This is a genomic window from Streptomyces griseochromogenes, from assembly GCF_001542625.1.
GTDB lineage: Bacteria > Actinomycetota > Actinomycetes > Streptomycetales > Streptomycetaceae > Streptomyces > Streptomyces griseochromogenes.
Window position 1 is genome coordinate 3,577,856 of the sequence record NZ_CP016279.1, and the last position, 19,808, is coordinate 3,597,663.

17 protein-coding genes, 2 tRNA genes and 1 pseudogene are annotated in these 19,808 nt (G+C 72.2%); 7 read left to right on the forward strand and 13 right to left on the reverse strand.

Translation table 11 applies throughout. The features are described from left to right. The first annotated feature begins 43 nt into the window (after positions 1-43). Positions 44-120 (forward strand) — tRNA-Pro (locus tag AVL59_RS15310). A gap of 108 nt (positions 121-228) precedes the next feature. Here AVL59_RS15310 and AVL59_RS15315 read toward each other — a convergent pair. From AVL59_RS15315 to AVL59_RS15350, 8 genes and pseudogenes are all read right to left on the reverse strand, one after another. Further along, complete coding sequence (locus tag AVL59_RS15315) at positions 229-1,296, reverse strand: MASE1 domain-containing protein (protein ID WP_079146703.1); 1,068 nt, start codon at positions 1,294-1,296, stop codon at positions 229-231. Between the two features lie 114 nt (positions 1,297-1,410). Continuing rightward, complete coding sequence (locus AVL59_RS15320) at positions 1,411-2,745, reverse strand: PP2C family protein-serine/threonine phosphatase (protein WP_079146704.1); 1,335 nt, start codon at positions 2,743-2,745, stop codon at positions 1,411-1,413. Between the two features lie 338 nt (positions 2,746-3,083). Then, positions 3,084-4,499: an amino acid permease gene (locus AVL59_RS15325; RefSeq protein ID WP_067304172.1), complete on the reverse strand. Its 1,416-nt coding sequence runs from the start codon at positions 4,497-4,499 to the stop codon at positions 3,084-3,086. A gap of 162 nt (positions 4,500-4,661) precedes the next feature. Beyond that, positions 4,662-5,450, reverse strand: coding sequence for a COG4705 family protein (locus tag AVL59_RS15330; RefSeq protein ID WP_067304175.1), 789 nt, complete (start codon positions 5,448-5,450; stop codon positions 4,662-4,664). A gap of 183 nt (positions 5,451-5,633) precedes the next feature. After that, a complete protein-coding gene (locus tag AVL59_RS15335) occupies positions 5,634-6,161 on the reverse strand; it encodes an NUDIX hydrolase family protein (RefSeq protein ID WP_067304178.1) in 528 nt (175 codons plus the stop codon). A gap of 42 nt (positions 6,162-6,203) precedes the next feature. Then, complete coding sequence (locus AVL59_RS15340) at positions 6,204-7,280, reverse strand: amidohydrolase family protein (RefSeq protein WP_372450384.1); 1,077 nt, start codon at positions 7,278-7,280, stop codon at positions 6,204-6,206. A gap of 74 nt (positions 7,281-7,354) precedes the next feature. Next, positions 7,355-8,762, reverse strand: a pseudogene (locus AVL59_RS15345) (type I glutamate--ammonia ligase). Between the two features lie 139 nt (positions 8,763-8,901). Beyond that, positions 8,902-9,711 (reverse strand): SAM-dependent methyltransferase, encoded by an 810-nt coding sequence (locus tag AVL59_RS15350; protein ID WP_067317305.1) that lies wholly within the window; start codon positions 9,709-9,711, stop codon positions 8,902-8,904. A gap of 186 nt (positions 9,712-9,897) precedes the next feature. On the opposite strand from AVL59_RS15350, the gene AVL59_RS15355 reads away from it, so the two are divergent. Continuing rightward, the gene (locus tag AVL59_RS15355; RefSeq protein WP_067304183.1) at positions 9,898-10,767 is read left to right on the forward strand and encodes a Cof-type HAD-IIB family hydrolase; all 870 of its coding nucleotides are present in this window, start codon (positions 9,898-9,900) and stop codon (positions 10,765-10,767) included. Between the two features lie 202 nt (positions 10,768-10,969). Here the strand turns inward: AVL59_RS15355 and AVL59_RS15360 are convergent, their stop codons facing one another. Both AVL59_RS15360 and AVL59_RS15365 read right to left on the reverse strand, forming a co-directional pair. Next, positions 10,970-11,779, reverse strand: coding sequence for an SAM-dependent methyltransferase (locus AVL59_RS15360; RefSeq protein WP_067304186.1), 810 nt, complete (start codon positions 11,777-11,779; stop codon positions 10,970-10,972). Between the two features lie 172 nt (positions 11,780-11,951). Beyond that, a complete protein-coding gene (locus AVL59_RS15365) occupies positions 11,952-12,749 on the reverse strand; it encodes an alpha/beta hydrolase (protein ID WP_067304187.1) in 798 nt (265 codons plus the stop codon). 155 nt (positions 12,750-12,904) lie between these two features. Here AVL59_RS15365 and AVL59_RS15370 point away from each other — a divergent pair, with 155 nt between their 5' ends. The 3 genes from AVL59_RS15370 to AVL59_RS15380 all read left to right on the forward strand — a co-directional run bounded on the left by AVL59_RS15370 (position 12,905) and on the right by AVL59_RS15380 (position 16,538). Then, positions 12,905-14,092 carry a thiolase family protein gene (locus tag AVL59_RS15370; protein ID WP_067304190.1) on the forward strand — a complete coding sequence of 396 codons (1,188 nt, stop codon included), beginning with the start codon at positions 12,905-12,907 and terminating at the stop codon, positions 14,090-14,092. A gap of 73 nt (positions 14,093-14,165) precedes the next feature. Further along, on the forward strand, positions 14,166-15,677 hold the full coding sequence (locus tag AVL59_RS15375) for a long-chain-fatty-acid--CoA ligase (RefSeq protein WP_067304192.1): 1,512 nt from the start codon (positions 14,166-14,168) through the stop codon (positions 15,675-15,677). A gap of 87 nt (positions 15,678-15,764) precedes the next feature. Then, positions 15,765-16,538, forward strand: coding sequence for a sulfite exporter TauE/SafE family protein (locus AVL59_RS15380; protein ID WP_067304195.1), 774 nt, complete (start codon positions 15,765-15,767; stop codon positions 16,536-16,538). Here the strand turns inward: AVL59_RS15380 and AVL59_RS15385 are convergent. After that, the gene (locus AVL59_RS15385; protein WP_208870596.1) at positions 16,527-17,318 is read right to left on the reverse strand and encodes an HAD-IIA family hydrolase; all 792 of its coding nucleotides are present in this window, start codon (positions 17,316-17,318) and stop codon (positions 16,527-16,529) included. The genes AVL59_RS15380 and AVL59_RS15385 overlap by 12 nt on opposite strands. A 79-nt stretch (positions 17,319-17,397) precedes the next feature. On the opposite strand from AVL59_RS15385, the gene AVL59_RS15390 reads away from it, so the two are divergent. Then, complete coding sequence (locus AVL59_RS15390) at positions 17,398-18,144, forward strand: cobalt-precorrin-6A reductase (RefSeq protein ID WP_067304198.1); 747 nt, start codon at positions 17,398-17,400, stop codon at positions 18,142-18,144. Positions 18,145-18,181: 37 nt separating this feature from the next. Here AVL59_RS15390 and cobF read toward each other — a convergent pair whose 3' ends face one another. Continuing rightward, entirely contained in the window at positions 18,182-18,955 is a 774-nt protein-coding gene (cobF, locus tag AVL59_RS15395) for a precorrin-6A synthase (deacetylating) (RefSeq protein ID WP_208870382.1), read from the reverse strand. A gap of 67 nt (positions 18,956-19,022) precedes the next feature. After that, complete coding sequence (locus tag AVL59_RS15400; protein ID WP_067304203.1) at positions 19,023-19,532, reverse strand: DUF309 domain-containing protein; 510 nt, start codon at positions 19,530-19,532, stop codon at positions 19,023-19,025. 106 nt (positions 19,533-19,638) lie between these two features. On the opposite strand from AVL59_RS15400, the gene AVL59_RS15405 reads away from it, so the two are divergent. After that, a tRNA-Pro gene (locus AVL59_RS15405) sits at positions 19,639-19,712 on the forward strand. The last annotated feature ends 96 nt before the right edge of the window (positions 19,713-19,808 follow it).

The window sequence follows — 19,808 nt, forward strand, 5'->3', positions numbered from 1 at the left end:
TCCCTGCGCGTTTCGGCCAGGGAAACCCCAGGTCAAACGGCATCGGGACGTGGCGCAGCTTGGTAGCGCACTTGACTGGGGGTCAAGGGGTCGCAGGTTCAAATCCTGTCGTCCCGACCAGCTTCTTGCAGGTCGGAGGTCGTCTTCTCAGTGATGAGGAGACGACCTTCGTCGTGTTCGCGGGGACGGGGCGACCCAGTCTGCCGACGGCTGTTGAGCTCGGGCCGGTCAAGGAGTCGCAGGGGCCGGCGGATCCCCCGTTCGCGGCCCCTCGATCCCTCCCTCCCCGTAGGCCTTCTTGCCGTCCCCGGAGACCGTCTCGCCCTCCTCATGGGCGAGCATCGGGTGATGGTCGCCGGTGGCGATCCTGGTCACCATCTCGGCGAGCTCCCCGCAGGCCTGCGCGATCTCCCGCTGGGTCTGGTTCCGCTCACCGATGACCGCCGCGAGCAGCAGCGCGGTCAGCGAGGCGGAGCCGTTGAACGCCTGCAGGGTGATCATGTTCGTGAGGAGGTCGTGACCGGAGAATGGGCCTGCTTTCTCGGCGGCGGCGATGATCGCAAAGGTCGACACGGCCAGTGCGCAGGGTGCGGCACCGGCCAGCTGGAAGCGGAAGGCCGCCCAGATGAGCAGCGGGAAGGAGAGGAACAGGAGCGGCGCGTGACTGGCCTCGACGAAACCGGTGGCGGCGGTCGCCGCCACCAGCAGCAGTGCCTCCATCCATCGTGACGGCGGCACTTTCCTCGGCAGCCTCGCCGAGCGGAGCACGAGCAGGACCGGTGTGACGACCAGTACGCCCATCGCGTCTCCGGTCCACCACACCGACCAGGTCGGCCAGAAGTCGCCGGTACTCAGTACGCCGGCGAGGACCAGGGTCCCGCTGCCCACCGTCGAGCTGACCAGCATCCCGGTGAACGCGCCGAGAAAGATGAGCGCGAGCGCGTCCCGCAAACGGTTCAGTTCGATACGGAACCCCGCGCCACGCAGCAGGAGGTAGGAGCAGACCGGCGCGAGGGTGTTTCCCGCCGCGATCGCGAGCACGGCCGGCAGCGACGGCCCCAGCGAGATGTTGACCAGGAACGCGCCGAGGGCGATCCCGGGCCAGATCCGCGGGCCGAGCAGCAGGAGGCTCGCCACCGCGATACCGCTCGGCGGCCACAGCGGGGTGACCTGGCCGCGCACCAGTTGCTGGAGCAGTCCCACCTTGGCCGCGCCCAGGTACAGCGCGGCGATGGCGCAGATCTCCAGGGCGACCAGGCCACCGCCCCGGAGCCGTTCACCCCACGCGACAGCCATCGGGCGACCTCCGTGTCGACATCGCCCCGAAGACCATCATCCACCAGACCCCGGGGGTCCTCCACGGCACCGTTGAGCTGTGCGGTGAACACCCCGCCGCGGGAGGCGCGCGGGTCAGGCGTGCGGGGTGCGCAGGGCGAGGATGGCCATGTCGTCGTGACCGTCGCTGGGGTGGTGATCGGCCAGCGCCTGAACGAGCTCCGGCAGCGGCAGGGCGGCATGTGCCGCGGCGAGTTCGGCGAGCTCCTTCAGACTGCCGTCGATGGCGTGGTCGGGATGTTCGATCAGTCCGTCGGTGAAGAAGACCACGGTGCTGGCCGGGGGCAGGAAGCGGGTGTGGTCGGGGCGCGGCTGCTCGGGGTCGACGCCGAGCGGTAGCCCGGGCTCGCCGATCAGGTATTCCACGTGGCGGTCACGGGTGATGAGCAGGGGCGGGACGTGGCCCGCGGTGCTCCAGCGGAGCCGCCAGCCCCGATCCTCCGGTTCGATGCGGGCCAGGGCGGTGGTCGTGACGGGATTGTTCGTGATGGCCTGCAGGGTCCGGTCGAGCTGGGTGAGCACCGCGCCGGGCGGGCCGCTCTGATCGAACAGCAGCGCGCGCAGCATGTTGCGGGTGGATGCCATGGCGGCCGCGGCCTGCAGATCGTGGCCGACCACGTCGCCGATGACGACCGCCACCGCATGGTCGGGCAGGAGGATGGCGTCGTACCAGTCCCCGCCGAGCTGGCTGGGCTGGGCGGCGGGCCGGTAGATGGCGGCGGCGGTGAAGGGCCGCAGATCGGGCAGCGTGGGCAGCAGAAGCCGCTGGAACTGTTCGGCGCCGACGCGAATCCGTTCGAACAGGCGGACCTTTTCGATCGCGATCGCGGCGGCGCTGGCCAGGGACACGACGACATTCTCGTCGTGCACGTCGAAGGGCTGCCCGTCACGCCGTTCGGAGAGGTAGAGGTCGCCGTAGATCTCGCCGCGCACGCTGATGGCGACGCCGAGCAGCGTGTGCATGTGCGGGTGGCCCGGCGGGAAGCCGGTCGAGGACGGATGGGACGCGATGTCGTCGACCCGCAGCGGTTCCGGGTAGCGGATCAAGTGGCCGAGGACGCCCAGACCGCGCGGCAGGCCGACCCGGGCCAGATCGTCGCGTTCCCGCTCGGACAGACCGGCCGAGATGAACTGCTCCAGGCCTTCACCGGACTGGTTCAGTACGCCCAGTGCCCCGTAGCGGGCGCCGACCAGGTCCATGGCGGTGGTCACGATGCGGTGCAGAACCGCCTGCAGTTCCACCTCCCGGCTGATGGCCACCACCGCGTCCAGCAGGCCCTGCAGCCGGTCCATGGAGGACAGCAGGGAGCGCAGCTGCTCGTCGATCCGGCCCAGCTCGGAGCGCAGGCGCACGTTCAGGTCGGGGAGTGTCGGCTGCCGCGGCTGCCTCCCTGCCTTGTCTCCCGCCATCAATCCGGCCTCCTGACGCGATTCCGATCAGTTCGAGACCACAGCGTGGCACGGTCAATCTGGGCAAAAGGCTATTACTTCACCAGCGGGTCGCCCCACCCGAACAGCCGGAGCGGCTGGTGGGTCGCGTGCTTTCCGTATGAGCACGCGGCCGTCAGACGCAGGTAGCAGTCCGCCGGACGGCCCTCGCCTCGGAGACGGTGCCGGTCCGGCCCACCGTGAAGAGGAACGCCGCGCGGCCGTTGCCCGGTTTCGCGCACGCCGTCGAGTATGGCTTCACGCGGTAGCAGGCGACGTGATGTACACGTCAAAGCGCGCACGCCCCCCGCATGCGGGCCTTACGCGGACGTACGGTCCGCGGTCGCTCGTGCTCGTCTGGCCGCCATCACCGCGTAGACGATGATGCCCACGAACAGGAACAGCACGCCCTGGTACACCGCCGCGTATCCGGCGCCCGCGACGAGCCAGACGGAGAAGGCGGTCGCCACCGCGGTGACCACGGCGTCCCGTGCGAGTCGTGCCCGGTCGACCGTCTCACCCTGGCCGGAGACGAGGTGGAAGACCTGCGCGGCGGTGGCCAGCAGGTACGGCACGGTCGCGGTGAACGTCGTGACGAGGACCAGGACGTCGAAGACCTTCGCGGAGCCCGACACATAGTTGTAGAGGGTGAGCAGCGAAGCCAGAACGACCGTGACGCCGACGCCGACGGTGGGTACGCCCCGTCGCCGGCGAGCGAAGGCCGCGGGGAACAGACCGTCCTGGGCCGCGGCGTAGGGCGTCTGGGCGCTCAGCAGCGTCCAGCCGTTGAGGCAGCCGGTCATCGACACGAGTGCGGCCAGTGCGACGGCCCAGCCGCCCCAGGTGCCGCCGAACATGGCGTTCACGGCGTCCGAGAAGGGCGCGGTGGAGGTCACCAGGCGGTCGTGCGGGACCGTACCGAAGACGGACAGCGTGCCCAGCAGATACACGAGCGCCGCGCCGGCGGTGCCGATGACGGTGGCGCGACCCACGTTGCGGCGGGCGTCGCGCACCTCGCCCGCGCTGACGGCGGCCGACTCCACGCCCAGGTAGGAGAAGAGCAGCAGGGCGGCGGAGGCGGACACCGCGCCGACCGCGCTGCCGCCGCCGGCGTTGAACGGCCCGAGCTTCGCCGGGTCGAAGAAGAACAGTCCGCCGACCGCGACGAGCAGCAGCGGGACGAACTTCAGCACCGTGGACACCAGCTGCACGGCGCCCACGTAACGGGTGCCCGCGAAGTTGGCGAGCGCGGGCAGCCACTGCAGCGTCAGGGCGGCCAGACAGGCGCTCCAGCGGTGGTCGCCCACCGGGATCAGCACGTCGAGGTAGCCGATGGCGGCGACGGCGAGGGCGGCGTTCGACACCCAGGTGGTGATCCAGTACGCCCAGGCGGCCAGGAAGCCGGCGAAGTCGCCGAAGGCCTCGCGGGCGTAGACATAGGGCCCGCCGGTGCGCGGATCCCGTTCGGCGAGCCGGCCGAAGACCAGGGCGAGGGCGATGGCGCCGACGGTCAGGACGCCGAAGGCGACCAGGCTGACCGTGCCGTAGGGGGCGACGGAGGCCGGGAGCAGGAAGATGCCGCCACCGATGATGTTGCCCATGACCAGGGCGGTGGCGACGGGCAGTCCGAAGCGGCGGGTGTGCCGACCGGTGCCGCCGTGAGGGTCCTCGGGGGAAACCGTGGGGGTTCCCGACGGGGCCGGAGCCGGTCGCGGGGCGGTCCCGGTGACGTGCATGGGGTGGTGCGCCTCTCATCAAGCCGATGTTCCCGGGATCACCGGGGCGAGGCCATGGTCGGGGACGCCCCGACCTGGCACCAAATCACCGTTTCTTGTTTCGTCGAGCCCGCCCGAGGGCGCAAAAACTGTTCCCGAGGGGGTGTTGCGCCGACGGATGTCCTACGCGGTCTCGGTGTCCCGTCGCGACACTCCCAGGTAGGCGACGAACCCCAGGATCGCCACCGTCCAGGACAGGGTGACCGGGCCGAGGCCCCAGTCCAGTCCGCCGCGAGCCGTCGGCAGGGCCATCCAGTCGGCGGTCGAGGCGCCGAGGGGGCGGGTGATGACGTACGCCGTCCAGAACGCGGCCACCGCGCCGAGGGTGCCGGCCCGGTGGGCGAGGGCGGGGACGCAGATCGCGACGGCGAACAGGACCACCGAGCCGAGGTAGCCGAGGCCGATGGTCGCCGTGAGGTCGCCCGCGGCGGTGCCGAGGGCGAAGGTGGCGAGGACGGCCGCCCAGTAGAACGCCTCGCGGCGGCGGGTGCGGATGCTGTGGATCGACAGGGTCCGCTCGCTCGCGTACCAGAGGGCGAAGACGGCGGCCAGAACGACCATGAACAGGGGTGTCGAGAGGGCGTAGGGGACGCCGAGGCCCACGTGCAGGACGTCGGCCGCCATCGTGCCGAACACGCTGACCATGACGATCGCCGTCCAGTAGACCCAGGCCACGTACCGGCGGACCGCGAACTGGAGCACGAGCGACGCCGCGAACGCGAGACCGCCGAGGCCGACCGCCGGTATGGGGCCGAGGAGGTGCGCCAGGAAGTCGGACGCGGTCTCGCCCATGCCGGTGGTGAGGACCTTGATGATCCAGAAGTAGACGGTGACCTCGGGCACCTTGTTCGCGCTCTCGCGGACGAGGGCGCGTGCGTCGGGCCGCTGGTCGAGGACGTGCTCTGTGCTCATGGCCCGCACCCTCGCATGACCAACTGTCTGTTCCCCAGCCCCCTTTGCCATTGTTTTGGGGCTTCTGGTGCAGGTGTTGCCACGGGCTCGGGCGAGCCTGACCACAACCTGAACGCATCCAGGAAGACGCTGGTCAGCGACCTGACTGGCCTGATAGACAGACCAGTCGACCGGGCATCGCCGTCAGTACCCGAGTCCCACGTGCGCGAGCGCCTGCTTCAGCAGCACCCCGTGTCCGCCCGGCATCTCGCTCTGCACGGCCTCCGAGGCGGCCTCCTGCGGGCTGAACCACACGAGGTCCAGCGCGTCCTGCCGGGGCCGGCAGTCGCCGGTGACCGGGACGACATAGGCGAGGGACACGGCGTGCTGGCGCGGGTCATGGTACGGCGTGATGCCGACCGTCGGGAAGTACTCCGCGACCGTGAAAGGCTGCAGGGAGGCCGGTACCCGGGGCAGCGCGACCGGGCCGAGGTCCTTCTCCAGATGGCGCAACAGCGCGTCACGGACCCGTTCGTGGTGCAGGACGCGGCCGGAGACCAGGGTCCGGCTGACCGTTCCGTCAGGGCCGATGCGCAGCAGCAGGCCGATGCTCGTGACTTCGCCGCTGTCGTCCACGCGCACGGGCACGGCCTCGACGTACAGGATCGGCATGTGGGCCCTGGCCATTTCCAGCTCGTCCGTGGTCAGCCAGCCGGGCGTGGTTTCGGTCATGTCAGACATTGCTTGATCATACTTTCCGGGCGGGGCGCGCGCTCAGTCGCGGGCCGGATCGTTTGTGGGCAGTCGGTACAGTCGGCGGGCGTTGTCACGGCCCGTCCAGGCCGCGATGCGCAGGGCGTCGGGCAGGCTCAACTCATCGGCGTCCACCCGGGCTTGCAGTGTTTCGGCCAGACCCCGCCGGAAGCACAGCGCACCCAGATGGTGGAACTCGGCCACACCATAGGCGTCGGAGCTGTACAGCAGTTTGCGGAACGGGGTGATCTCCAGCGCCTCCTCCAGCACCGCGCGGGAGCGGGCAGGGCCGGTGTAGTGCAGGGCCAGGCCGACATCCAGGTACACCTGTTCGAACACCCCTGCCAGGTAGGCCGCCTGACGGTGGTACGGCCAGCAGTGCAGCAGCAGGACCGGGATCGTCCCGGCGGTCAGACGCAGCCAGTCGGTGAGCAGGGCGGGATCGGCGCGGTGCAGCCGCAGGTCGGCGTCGCCGAACCCGGTGTGCAACTGCAGGGGCAGGCCCAGGCCGACGGCCGTCCACAGCAGATGCCGGACCAGGACCGGGTCGTCGAGGCGCCCGCCCCGCGCGAACCAGTGCCCGGCCGCCCGGGCCACCTCGGCGTCCGTGGGGCGCTCCGGGGCGAGGACGAAGCCGGTGCGGTAGGCGGCCACCGACTTCACCGCGACCACGCCCGGACGGCGTACGGCCTCCAGGGCGGCCGCCCGGAACGCGGTCGCGTAAGCGCCCGCCGGCCCGCCCCGTGCGGCCACCTCTTCGGCGATCCGCTCCAGCCGTACGACCTCGTGCGCGGCGCCGCCGGAGGCCTCGGCCAGCTCGGCCGGGGAGGTGACGGGGTGCGGGGCGTAGCCGGTGTCGACGCAGAAGACCTCGGCTCCCGCGGCGGTCAGGAAGCGCCGGTTGACCTCACGCCAGCCGAGGGCCGAGCGGCGGGCGAGGTAGTCGGCGGGAGCAGCGTGCCGGGGCAGGTCCAGCAGGGGTGCGCAGTGACGGCGTACGGCCACGCCGACCGGGCTGTCGAAGGGCGAGACACCCGGCCAGGCCTCGCCCTCGGTGATCAGCGACTCGAACTCCTCGGGTGCCAGGTCGGCCGTCACGGCGCCGTGGCAGTGGTGGTCGACCAGCGGCAGCGCGGCGAGGGCCTCGTGGACCGGGCCCGGGGCGGGCATCGTCAGTACTTCCAGCGGTAGGCGGCCGCCACCTGCGCGTCGTCCAGTCCGTCGACGGCCGCCGCCTCCCCGAGCCGTACGGCGGTCACCGCGTCCGCCAGGACCGGGCCGAGCGCGGCCCGCAGCACCGGGTCGGCCCGGAACTCCCGCACGCACCGCCTGGGGCAGCGACTGCGGAAGGCGCTGCACGCCGAGGGCGGCGGCCTCGTCCGGGGCGTAGCGGGCCGGGTCGCCGGTGATCTCCCTCGGCAGCGGCCGGGACGCCGTCATCCCGTCAAGACCCGCGGCGATCACGCAGCCGAGCGCGAGGTACGGGTTGGCGGCCAGATCGACCGGTTTGACCTCCAGATTCGCCTCCTGGTCCCGACGGCCGGCCGTGCCGGTGACGATCCGCAGCGCGGCCTCGCGGGTCTCCCGGCCCCAGGCGGTGAACACCCCCGCCCACTGCGAGGGCCTGAGCCGCAGATAGCTGGCCGGGCTCGGCGCGGTCACCGCCGTCAGCGCGGGCAGGCGGGCGAGCACCCCGGCCACGAACGACTCCGCCGCGGCCGTCATCCCGTACCGGCCCTCCCCGCCCGCGTGCAGGTTCACCCCGTCGCGCCAGCAGGACAGGTGCAGGTGGCCGCCGTTGCCGACACCCTCGGCCAGCACCGCGGGCGCGAACGACACCCTGAGGCCGTGCCGCTGGGCCACGGCCCGGATCGTCTGCCGCACCAGCACGCTCCGGTCGGCCGCCGCCACCGGGTCCAGCGCCCCCACCGAGACCTCGAACTGCCCGGCCGCGTACTCGGGATGGATCTGGTCCACGTCCACGCCCTGCGCAGCGAGCGCCGCCAGCAGATCGGCGGCGCAGTCGCTCAGCTCCACCTGCCGGACCGCGCCGTACGCCGGACCGGACACCGCCGGGACGAAGCCCTCGCCGGGCGCCGAGCCGAGCCCGAGGGCCCACTCGACCTCGACGGCCGCCTTGAAGGTGAGGCCGTGCCGTTCGGCGGCGTCCGCGACGATCCCGCGCAGAAAGGTTCTGGCACAGCCGGGGTGCCGCTCACCTTCCTGCGTGATGCGGTCCACCGGTGCCCACGCCCAGCCGGGCTGCCCGGCCAGCGGCACGAGCTGGTCGAGGTCGGGGTAGAGCCTGAGGTCGCCGTCGGGGGAACCGAGGACGTCGGTGGTGACGATCGAGTCGTCGGCCAGGAACGTGTCGAACACCGGCGACATGCCGACCCCCCAGGCAACGGCCGGCTCCAGCCGGGCGACGGGGATCGTCTTGACCCTGCAGATGCCCGCCGTGTCGACATACGCCAGGACGATGCCGTGCACACCCCGAGCGGCCAGGTCCGCGGTCAGCGCGGCGCCCCGCCTCAGATCGCCGGGGCGCCCGCCGGGCACGGGGTCGGCCAGAGTGGTCATACGTCCTCCTCGACGGGCTCGGCCCCGGCCGTCCGGAGTCGGGGTACGGGCTTGGCCTCGGTCGTCCGGGGGTGGGGGTACGGGCTCGGCCTCCGCGTGGTCGGGGTCGCAGGACAGGCTCGGCTCCGCGTGGTCGGGGTCAGGGTTTCACGGCCACCGCGCCGTACTGCGGTACCGCGGCCGCGTCGGCCTCGGCGCGCCACTGCGAGCACGGCACCAGACCCGGCTCGACCGGCTCCAGGCCGTCGAGGAACGCGGCGATCTCCGTGCGGCCGCGGGCCGTGATCGGCGGGGTGGCGTTGGCGTTCCAGAACTCCATCGCGGCGGCGTTGCCCTGGCCGCCCACCTCGGCGTCGAAGGTCGGGTGGGTGAGCGCCAGGGCGCTGCCGGAGGGCACCGCCGCCATGATCCGCCGCACGATGTCCCGGGCCTCCCCGCTGTCCAGGACGAAGTTGAGGATGCCCAGCATCATGACCGCGACCGGCCGGTCCAGGTCCAGGGTCTCGGCGGCACTCCGGACGATGGCGTCCGGGTCGCGCACGTCGGCGTCGACGTAGTCCGTGACGCCCTCCGGCGAGCTGGTGAGCAGCGAGCGGGCGTGCACGAGCACGATCGGGTCGTTGTCGACGTAGACGATCCGCGACTCGGGCGCGATCCGCTGCGCTATCTCGTGGGTGTTGTCCACCGTCGGCAGTCCGGTGCCGATGTCGAGGAACTGCCGTATCCCGCGCTCGGCGGCCAGGAAGCGCACGGCCCGGCCCAGGAAGTCCCGGTCCGCGCGGGCCACGGCCCGGATCACCGGGAACATCCCGGCGACGTGCTCGCCGACCCGCTGGTCCACCTCGTAGTTGTCCTTGCCGCCGATCCAGTAGTTCCAGACCCGCGCGTTGTGCGCCACGGAGGTGTTCAACCTCGTGGGCCCGGCCGTGGGGGATTGGCCCTCACTCACGTCGCCGCCCTTCTCCCGTGGGGGTGTCCGCAGGTCATTGTGCCGCCGCCTGATCGTGCTGTCCCGGAAAACGCGCGGCGTGAGGGCTCGGGCACCCTTCGAGGCACGGGGACGGTTGAGGAACACTGGACCCCCGGGGCCTCACTCACCCCCCTCCGCGATCCCGTTCCCGACCGGAAGAAGGACATGCCCGCCACGCCCGCGTCCCTCCTCGAAACCCCCGGCTCGCCCGCCGGCTCCGCCGACATCCGGCTCGTCGTCACCGACATGGACGGCACCCTGCTGGACGACGCCAAGCGGATACCCGACGGCCTGTGGCCGATGCTCGCCGAACTGCGCCGACGCGGAGTGCTGTTCAGCCCCGCCAGCGGCCGCCAGTACGCCACACTGGCCCGGCAGTTCGCGGAGGTCGCCGAGGGCATGGTGTTCATCGCGGAGAACGGCACCTACGTGGTCCGCGACGGCGTGGAGCTGAGCTCCGACCCGCTCGACCGGTCGGTCGCCGCGGATCTCGCCCGGACGGTACGGCGGCTGGTCGCGGACGGCGTCGATGTGGGCGCGGTCGTCTGCGGCAAGCGGTCGGCGTACGTCGAGCGGACCGACGAGGCGTTCCTGGCGGAGGTGCGCAAGTACTACGTCGAGCACCGGATCGTCGAGGACGTCACCGCCGTCGAGGACGAGGTGATCAAGGTGGCGCTGTTCGATTTCGGCTCCGCTGAGCACGCCACGGCCCCGGCCCTGCGGTCCTTCGCCGCCACCCACCAGGTGGTCGTCTCCGGCGAGCACTGGGTCGACGTCATGAACCGCGCCGCCAACAAGGGCGCGGCACTGCGCGGCCTCCAGCGCGAGCTGGGCATCACGCCGGCGCAGACCATGGTGTTCGGCGACTACCTCAACGACCTGGAGATGCTCGACGCCGCCGAGTGGTCCTTCGCCATGGCCAACGCCCACCCGGAGGTCGTCCGGCGCGCCCGCCACCTGGCCCCGTCCAACAACGACAACGGCGTACTGCGCACCGTCGCCGAGGTCGTCGGCATACCGCTGCCGCCGTCCTAGGGCTCCATCAGTCGACGTTCGCCCTCTTGGGCTCCAGACGCCCGAAGCATGCCCGCGGCGAAGACCGCCGCGATCACCTTCGGGCCGGCGCCGCTGCCGGCTCAGCAGCGGTGGACTCGTCGACGCGCTCGCGGCGTACGTCGACGCGCTCGGGAAGGAGTGACGGGAGCGCGAGGGGACCGGCGTCGGACTTGCGGCGGGGTCAGCTCGCGCGCTTGTGGCCCACCGCGCCGTACAGCGAGACCGGGGCGCCGGTGTCCGGGGCCCGGTCGGGGCGCCAGTCCGCCACGGAGACGATTCCGGGCGCCAGCAGGTCGAGCCCCTCGAAGAACACACCCACTTCGGCCTGCGAGCGGGCCACCAGCGTGACCCCGCCGGCGGCGTACGCGTCGATGCCCTTGCGGACGTTCTCCGGTTCGAAGTCGGCCGTCATCGTCGACAGGACCAGGCAACTGCCCGGGGCCAGCGCGTCGACCAGTGTGGCGACCAGGTCGCGGGCGCCGTCCTCGTCGGCGATGAAGTGCAGCAGGGCGATCAGGGACAGGGCGACCGGGCGGTCGAAGTCCAGGACCCGCGCCGCCTGTTCGAGGATGGTGTGTGGATCGCGAGCGTCGGCCTGCACATATTCGGTCACCCCCTCGGGGGTGCCCCGCAGCAGCGCGCCCGCGTGCGCCAGCACGATCGGGTCGTTGTCGACGTAGACGACTCGCGCGTCCGGTGCGACGGACTGGGCGATCTGGTGCAGGTTGGGCTCGGTCGGTATGCCGGTGCCGATGTCCAGGAACTGGCGGATGCCCGACTCCTCGGCCAGCGCCCGCGTGGCCCGGCGCATGAACGCGCGGTTGGCGCGCGCGGCGCGCGGGGCGCCCTGGTCGACGATCGCCGCGATCTGCCGGCCGAGTCGCTCGTCGACGGGGTAGTTGTCCTTGCCGCCGAGGAACCAGTCGTACACCCTGGCCGGATGCGGCCGGGTGGTGTCGATCTCGTGGGCGGCCGGCTCGGTCCCCGTCACGTGCAGCTCCTCCGCTCGATCGGCCCCGCGCGCGTGCGGGGACGTTGCGAGCAGTCTGACACGATCATGGGACACGGCGCAGGCAGTCTTCGGTCACCTGTTCGCTCCGGCTCGGCCGCGTCAACTCGGCCGCCGGTACGGCCGGTTCGCACAGGGGGAGGACGTGTCCGGATCAGCGGGCGAGCACCCCGTCGAGGAAGCGGATCACCTCAGCGAAGACGTCCGCCCTGTTCGTCTCGTGGAACACCTCGTGCCGTGCCCCGGCGTAGATCCGCTCGGCAGGGCGGCCACCGCTGAGCCGCTCCACACCGACCCTGCTTCCGGGCAGCGGAACCAGCCGGTCGTCGCCCCCGTGCAGCCACTGCAGCGGCAGCGGGCCGACGTCCCCGCCCTCGGCGACCGTCCCCAGCGTCCGTACGAACGCCCGCAGGGTCGGCCGCTTCATCGGGCCGTGCCAGACCAGCGGGTCGGCGGCGTACGCGGCGGCCACGGCGGGGTCGCGGGAGAGCGCGCCCGGGCTGATCGGGGTGTCCGGGATCTCGTCCAGGGCGAGCAGCCGTCCCGGCAGCTCCCAGACGCCGATCACCGGCCCGGACAGGATCAGCGCACTCAGCTCGTCGCCGTGGCGCTGTGCGTAGCGGGCCGCGATCAGTCCGCCCATGGAGTGGCCGACCATGACGAGCGGCAGGCCGGGGTGCGCGGCACGGGCGAGGTCCGCCACGGTGCGCACGTCGGTGACGACGTCCTCGAAGTCCTCGATCACCACCCGCTCACCGGCCGACTTCCCGTGCCCGACGTGATCGGGCCCGTACACGGCCGCTCCGTGCCCGGTGAGCACGTGCGCCAGTTCGTCGTAGCGGCCCGCGTGCTCGCCGTAGCCGTGCACCAGAAGGGCGAGATAGCGCGGCTTCGGGTGCGGCCACTCGCGCACGGCGATGCCGTCGAGGATGTGCTCGCGGACGTGAGGCATGTCTCCTCCGGTTGCTCGGTGAAGGTTCCGGGGGATCTTCCCAGGGGGTCGGTCGGAGGTCTATAGTCGAAAACTAGCAGTGCTAATTAAGAGTCTCTGTCGAACAAACGTATGTTCGTGCTGATCCACAGCGTCGTCGGTCAGGAGTCAAAGCCGTGCGTCCCGTCCACTTCGCGGCCGCCCGCCGCACCCCCATCGGCAAACTGCGCGGAGCCCTGTCCGGCGTACGGCCCGACGACCTCGCGGCGACCGTGATCCGCCACCTGGTGGCCGACGTGCCCGCCCTGGACCCGGCCCGCGTCGACGACGTCTACTGGGGCGCCGCCAACCAGGCCGGCGAGGACAACCGCAACGTCGCCCGCATGGCCGCGCTGCTGGCCGGCCTGCCCGAGTCCGTACCCGGCGCCACCGTCAACCGGCTGTGCGCCTCCGGCCTCGAAGCGGTCACCCTCGCCGCGCGCACCGTCGCCGCGGGCGAGGCCGACGTCGTGATCGCGGGCGGCTCCGAGTCGATGAGCCGTGCCCCCTTCGTCCTGCCCCGCCCCGACGAGGCCCTGCCGCACCGCATCGAGACCTACGACACCCGCCTCGGCTGGCGCCTGGTCAACCCGGCCATGAAGGACCTGCACGGCCTGCTGTCCATGGGCGAGACGGCCGAGGAGGTCGCCGAGCGGTACGGCATCTCCCGGGCCCGGCAGGACGAGTTCGCACTGCGCAGCCACCAACTGGCCGCCACCGCACGCAAGAACGGTCACTTCGACGACGAACTCCTGCCCGTGGAGGGCCCCGACGGCAGCCTGGTCGAGCGGGACGAGTGCGTCCGCGAGGACACCTCGCTGGAGAAGCTGTCCCGCCTCAAGCCGGTCTTCCGCGCGGGCGGCACGGTCACCGCGGGCAACGCCTCGCCGATGAACGACGGTGCGGCCGGACTCCTGCTGGTCAGCGAGGAGGCCCTGAACGAGCTGGGCCTGGAGTCCCTCGGCCGGTACGTCGCCGGTGCCTCGGCCGGTGTCCACCCCGACGTGATGGGCATCGGCCCGGTCCCCGCCACCCGCAAGGCGCTCGCCCGGGTCGGCTGGGACATCGGCGACATCCAGGAGGCCGAGTTCAACGAGGCGTTCGCCGCCCAGGCACTCGCCTGTGTCGACCAGCTCGGCATCGACCCCGACCAGGTGAACCCCACCGGCGGCGCGATCGCCCTCGGCCACCCCCTCGGCTGCTCCGGCGCCCGCATCCTCACCACCCTGCTGCACCGGATGCGCCGCACGGGAGCGGAACGAGGGCTGGCCACGATGTGCGTCGGGGTGGGACAGGGCAGCGCGGTGCTGGTCGAAAGGCACTGACCCCACGTCAACGGGGGCTCCCCGCAAGGGGATCCGGTACACGAGCCGCAGCAAGGAAACGGAGCCCAACTCCATGGCAACCCTGTCCGTCGCCGCCATCCTCGCCGAGAACGCCAGGCGCCGTCCCGACAAGACGGCCCTGGTCGAGGGCGAACTGCGCCTCACCTTCGCCGAGGTCTGGAGCCGGGCCAGGGCGCAGGCGGGCGCGCTCGCCGATCTCGGCGTACGGCCGGGAGACCGGGTCGCCCTGATGGCCCCCAACACCGCCGCGTTCCCGATCGCCTACTACGCGATCGCCGCGGCGGGCGGCGTCGTCGTCCCCGTACACCTGCTGCTCTCGGCTTCCGAGGTCGAGCACGTGCTCAGGGACAGTGACGCCACACTGCTGCTCGTGCACCCGGCGCAGGCCGAGACGGGACGAGCCGCCGCCGATGCCCTCGGCATCCAAGTGGTCACCCTGGGCGAGGAGTTCGAAAGGCTCGCGGCCGCCGCCGACCCGCTGCCCGCGTACGTCACCCGCGCCGCCGACGACCCGGCGGTGATCTTCTACACCAGCGGCACGACCGGCGTCCCCAAGGGCGCCGTGCTCAGCCACTTCAACCTGGTGATGAACGCGACCGTCAACGCCTTCGACGCCAACGACATCCGCGCCGACGACATCGCGCTCGGCGCGCTGCCGCTGTTCCACGCCTTCGGACAGACCGTCTCGCTCAACTCCACCTGGCGGGCGGGCGCCACGCTCGTCCTGCTGCCCCGCTTCGACGCGGCCCGCGCCATCGAGCTGATGGTCGAGGAGGGCGTGAACACCTTCCACGGAGTGCCGACCATGTTCGTGGCCCTCGCGGCGGCCGCCGCGGCCGCCGGCACACTGCCCGAGCTGCGCGTGTGCGTCTCCGGCGGTGCCTCGCTCCCGGTGGCCGTGCTGGAGCGGTTCGAGGCCGCGTTCGGCGCGCGGATCTACGAGGGGTACGGGCTGTCGGAGACGTCGCCGACCGCCACCGTCAACCAGCCCGTCTTCGGCACCCGGGCCGGCACCATCGGGCACCCGCTGTGGGGCATCGACGTGGAGATCGCCCGCGCCGAGGCGGAGGGCCGGATCGAGCTCCTGCCCCCCGGCGAGCTCGGCGAGGTCGTCATCCGCGGCCACAACGTCTTCTCCGGCTACCTCGGCCGCCCCGAAGCCACCGCCGAGTCCCTCGTCGACGGCTGGTTCCGCACCGGGGACCTGGGCACCAAGGACGACGAGGGCTTCCTCAGGATCGTCGACCGGAAGAAGGACGTCATCATCCGCGGCGGCTACAACGTGTACCCGCGGGAGGTCGAGGAGGTCCTGATGCGCCATCCGGGCATCGCCCAGGTCGCCGTCATCGGCCTGCCCGACGAACTGCACGGCGAGGAGGTGTGCGCCGTCGTCGTCCCCGCGCGGGGCACCGCCCCCGACGCCTTCGGGATCACCGAGTGGTCCAAGGAGTATCTGGGCCGGCACAAGTACCCGCGGCGGGTGGAGTTCGCGGACGCGCTGCCGCTCGGGCCGAGCATGAAGGTTCTCAAGAGGGAGCTGCGGGCGCGGTACAGCGGCCGTTGAGGCCGTCGCGCCGAAACCGATCGTGAGGACCGCCCCGCGAGACGGTCCTTACGCCGCCGGATGCATGCGCATAGCATCGGTCCCCGCATGAACACGATGACGCTCTGGCACATATCCGGCTGGGAGTTCGCCGCCCTGGCCTTCGCCGCCCTGCTCGTGGGCTTCTCCAAGACCGCCGTCAGCGGCGCCAACACGGTCAGCCTCGCGATCTTCGCGGCGGTCCTGCCCGCACGCGCCTCCACCGGGGTGCTGCTGCCGGTCCTGATCGCGGGCGACGTGCTCGCTGTCCTCACCTATCGGCGGCACGCCCACTGGCCCACGCTCTGGCGGCTGTTCCCGGCGGTGGCGGCCGGCGTGGTGGCCGGCACCCTGTTCCTGATATGGGCCGACGACGGGATCGTACGGACCTCGATCGGCGCGATCCTGCTGCTGATGGCCGGTGTCACGCTGTGGCGGCGGCGCCGGACCGAGTCCGGGGACGAGCCGGACGCGGTCACCACCCGGGCCGGCCGGATGAAGGCCCGTTCGTACGGTGTCCTCGGCGGGTTCACCACCATGGTCGCCAACGCGGGCGGCCCGGTGATGTCGATGTATCTCCTTTCGGCAGGCTTCCGGAAGCTCGGATTCCTCGGCACGTCGGCGTTCTTCTTCCTCATCGTCAACGTGTCCAAGGTGCCGTTCAGTGCCGGACTCGGCCTGATCGACGGCCACTCACTGCTGCTCGACGCGGCGCTCGCCGTGTTCGTCGTGCCCGGTGCGCTGTTCGGCCGATGGGCCGTGGACCGGATCAACCAGCGTCTGTTCGAACAGCTGGTGATCGCCGCGACGATCGTCGGCGGTGTACAACTCCTACTGCGCTAGCCCCAGCAGCCCGGGCAGACCGGCGAAGGAGTCCAGCACGTGGTCCGGGCTGCCGCCCGCCCGCTCCACGGCCTCCGGCAGGAACTTGCCGGTCCGCACCAGCACACCGGTGATACCGAGCCGCTGCGCCGCGAGCACATCCGACTCGATGTCGTCCCCGATCATCAGCGCCTCGCCCGGCCCGGCGCCCAGCCGCCCGAGCGCCGCCTCGAAGAAGGCCCGCGACGGCTTCCCCGTCACCTCCGCCGTCACACCGGCCGCCGCCTCCAGCCCGGCGACGAACGCCCCCGCGTCCAGCTGGAGCCCCTCATCGGTCCGCCAGTACAGGTTCCGGTGCATGGCGACCAGCCGCGCACCGCGTTGCAGATGCCCGAAGGCCCGGTTCAGCGCGGCGTAGGCGAACTCGGGCCCGGCGCCGCCGAGCAGCACGACGTCCGGTACGGCGGCACCGCCATCGTCACCCTCCGCGTCGACCAGCGTGAGGCCCTCCAGATCCTCCCGCACGTCCCCGCTGCTCAGCAGAGCGCAGCGGGCTCCTGCCAGATGGGCGGCGGTCGCCGCGGGCGCCGTCAGAATGTCCTGCGCGCTCACCGCGAAGCCCGCGTCCGCCAGCGTCCGGGCGACCGACGCCCGGGTCCGGGACGTCGTATTGGTCACCAGCGCGACCCCGAGTCCGGCCGCCCGGATCGCCCGCAGAGCCTCCACCGCACCCGGCAACGGCCGCCAGGACACGGTGAGCACCCCGTCGATGTCGATGAGCACGGCACGCACGGACGCCACGGAAGCCATGCCCGGACCCTAACGGCCAACAGCACCGCGCGGGGCCCGGCAGTCCGGGACATCCCCTACGCTCACCCCCATGTCCCCGCACGTCCTGATCCTCGGCGGCACCACCGAGGCCCGCCGTCTTGCCACCGACCTCGCCGCCCGCCCCGGCATCCGGGTCACCACCTCCCTGGCGGGCCGCGTGGCCCGGCCGGGCGCCCTGGACGGCGAGGTACGGATCGGCGGCTTCGGCGGCGCGGAGGGCCTCGCCGACTGGCTGCGTGCCCACCACGTCGACGCCCTCGTGGACGCCACACACCCTTTCGCCGAGACGATCACGGCCAACGCGGCCCGCGCGGCCGGCGCCACCGGCGTACCGGCGATCGTCCTGCGCCGCCCCGGCTGGCGCCCGGTCCCCGGCGACCGGTGGTACGACGCCGCGTCGCCGGCCGCTGCCGCCGAGGCACTGCCCCGCCTGGGCCGCAGGGTGTTGCTCACCACCGGCCGCCTGGGCCTCGCGGCCTTCGCCCACCTGAGGGACCTGCACTTCGTCGTACGGTCCGTGGAGCCGCCCGAGCCGCCCCTGCCCCCGGACACCGAGGTGCTCCTCGCACGCGGCCCGTTCGGCCTCGACGACGAGACGGAACTGCTGCGCGCCCACCGCATCGAGGTGCTGGTGACGAAGGACAGCGGCGGCGAGGCCACCTCCGCGAAGCTGACGGCCGCACGGGAACTCGGGCTGCCCGTGGTCGTCGTACGACGGCCCCCGCTCCCGGACGGAGTCACGGCCGTAGCCGACGTGGCGGACGTACTCGACCGGCTGGGCCTCAGCGGCCCCTAGGGGCACCGTCCTTGGGCACGCCGTCAAGGCTCGCCGCTCAGGCATCCCCGGGGTGCCGGCGCAGCAGATACGTGTCCATGATCCACCCCTTGCGCTCGCGCGCCTCGGCCCGCAGCCGCTCGATGCGCGGGCCGGCCTCACCGATCGGGCCGGACACGAGGATCTCGTCCGGAGTGCCTATGTACGCCCCCCAGTAGATGTCGATGTCCTCGTCGGCGTACTGCCGGAAGGCCTGGTGCGCGTCGAGCATCACGACCACGTCGTCCACCCCGTCCGGGAAGCCCTCGGCCAGCCGCCGTCCGGTGGTGATCTGCACCGGCCGGGCCACCCGGTTCAGCCCCGTGCGGTGCCGGGCGACCAGCGAGGAGACGCTGCTGATGCCGGGCACCACGTCGTACGCGAACTCCACCGCCCCCCGGGCCAGCACCTCCTCCAGGATCCCGAGCGTGCTGTCGTACAGCGACGGATCCCCCCACACCAGGAAGGCACCGGTGCCGTCCTCGCCCAGCTCCCCGGTGATCAGCCGCTCGTAGATCCCGGCGCGGGCGGTGCGCCAGTCCTCGACGGCCGGAGAGTACTCGGCCCCGCCCGCCCTTCGGTCCCGCTCCGGATCGCGGGCCTCGACCACCCGATACGACCCCTCGGGCAGATGTGCGTCCAGTATGTCCCGGCGCAGCTGGGTCAGATCGCTCTTCACCTCGCCCTTGTCGAGCAGGAAGAACACGTCCGTGCCGCGCATCGCCTTGACCGCCTGCAGAGTCAGCTGGTCGGGGTCGCCCGCGCCGATACCGATGACATGAATCTTTCGCACGCCCCGAGTCTGCCCCATGCCACTGACAGTGCGTCCACCGCCTCCGCACGGACCGCGACGGCCACGCTCACGGACCGAGCCGGGGCGCCTCGGCCGCCGCGTCGACGGACCCGGATCCCTCGTCCACCCGCTCGGCCAGCTCCCGCGCCCACCGCGCGATCCCGGCGAGATCCATCCCGTACGGCCGCTCCTCGCCCCGCTCCACGGCCCACTCCTCGACCGCGCCCGCGCCGCGCCGCAACAGCCGCGCCCCGCCGGTGCCGTTGCCGCGGGCCGCGTGTGTGAGCCCCACCGCCAGCTGGGCCAGCCCCCGCCACAGCGTCCGCTCGGACTCCGGCCCCGACTTCCAGGCGTCCTCGAACACCTCGTGCGCGTGGAAGGGTTTGCCCGAGTCGAGCAGCGCCTGCGCCTCGGCGACCGTCTCCCGCGGAGCCCGTACGACTCCCTCCGGCTGCCGGGCGACGCCCTCCGATCCGTACGGCAGGGGCCGCCCCAGCCCGTCCCGCGGCCGGGCGCTGCGCGCCCTGCCGTCCATGTCCCGGTCCCGGCCGCCCGCCGCCGCGCCTGTGCTTCCCATACGGCCGATTGTCCCCGCCCCGCGCCGGGGCCCTCTTCGGCGCACCCTCGCGGGTGGGGTAAAGTTCTGTTCGCGCGATCACGCGGGTCACCGCGAGTGAGCGCACCGGGACGTGGCGCAGCTTGGTAGCGCACTTGACTGGGGGTCAAGGGGTCGCAGGTTCAAATCCTGTCGTCCCGACTTGCGAAGCAGCAGGTCGGAGGCCGTATCGGAGTGTGCCGATACGGCCTTTTGAGTATTCCTGGGGACCGGCTGCGGGCAGGTGGCCAAGCCCCG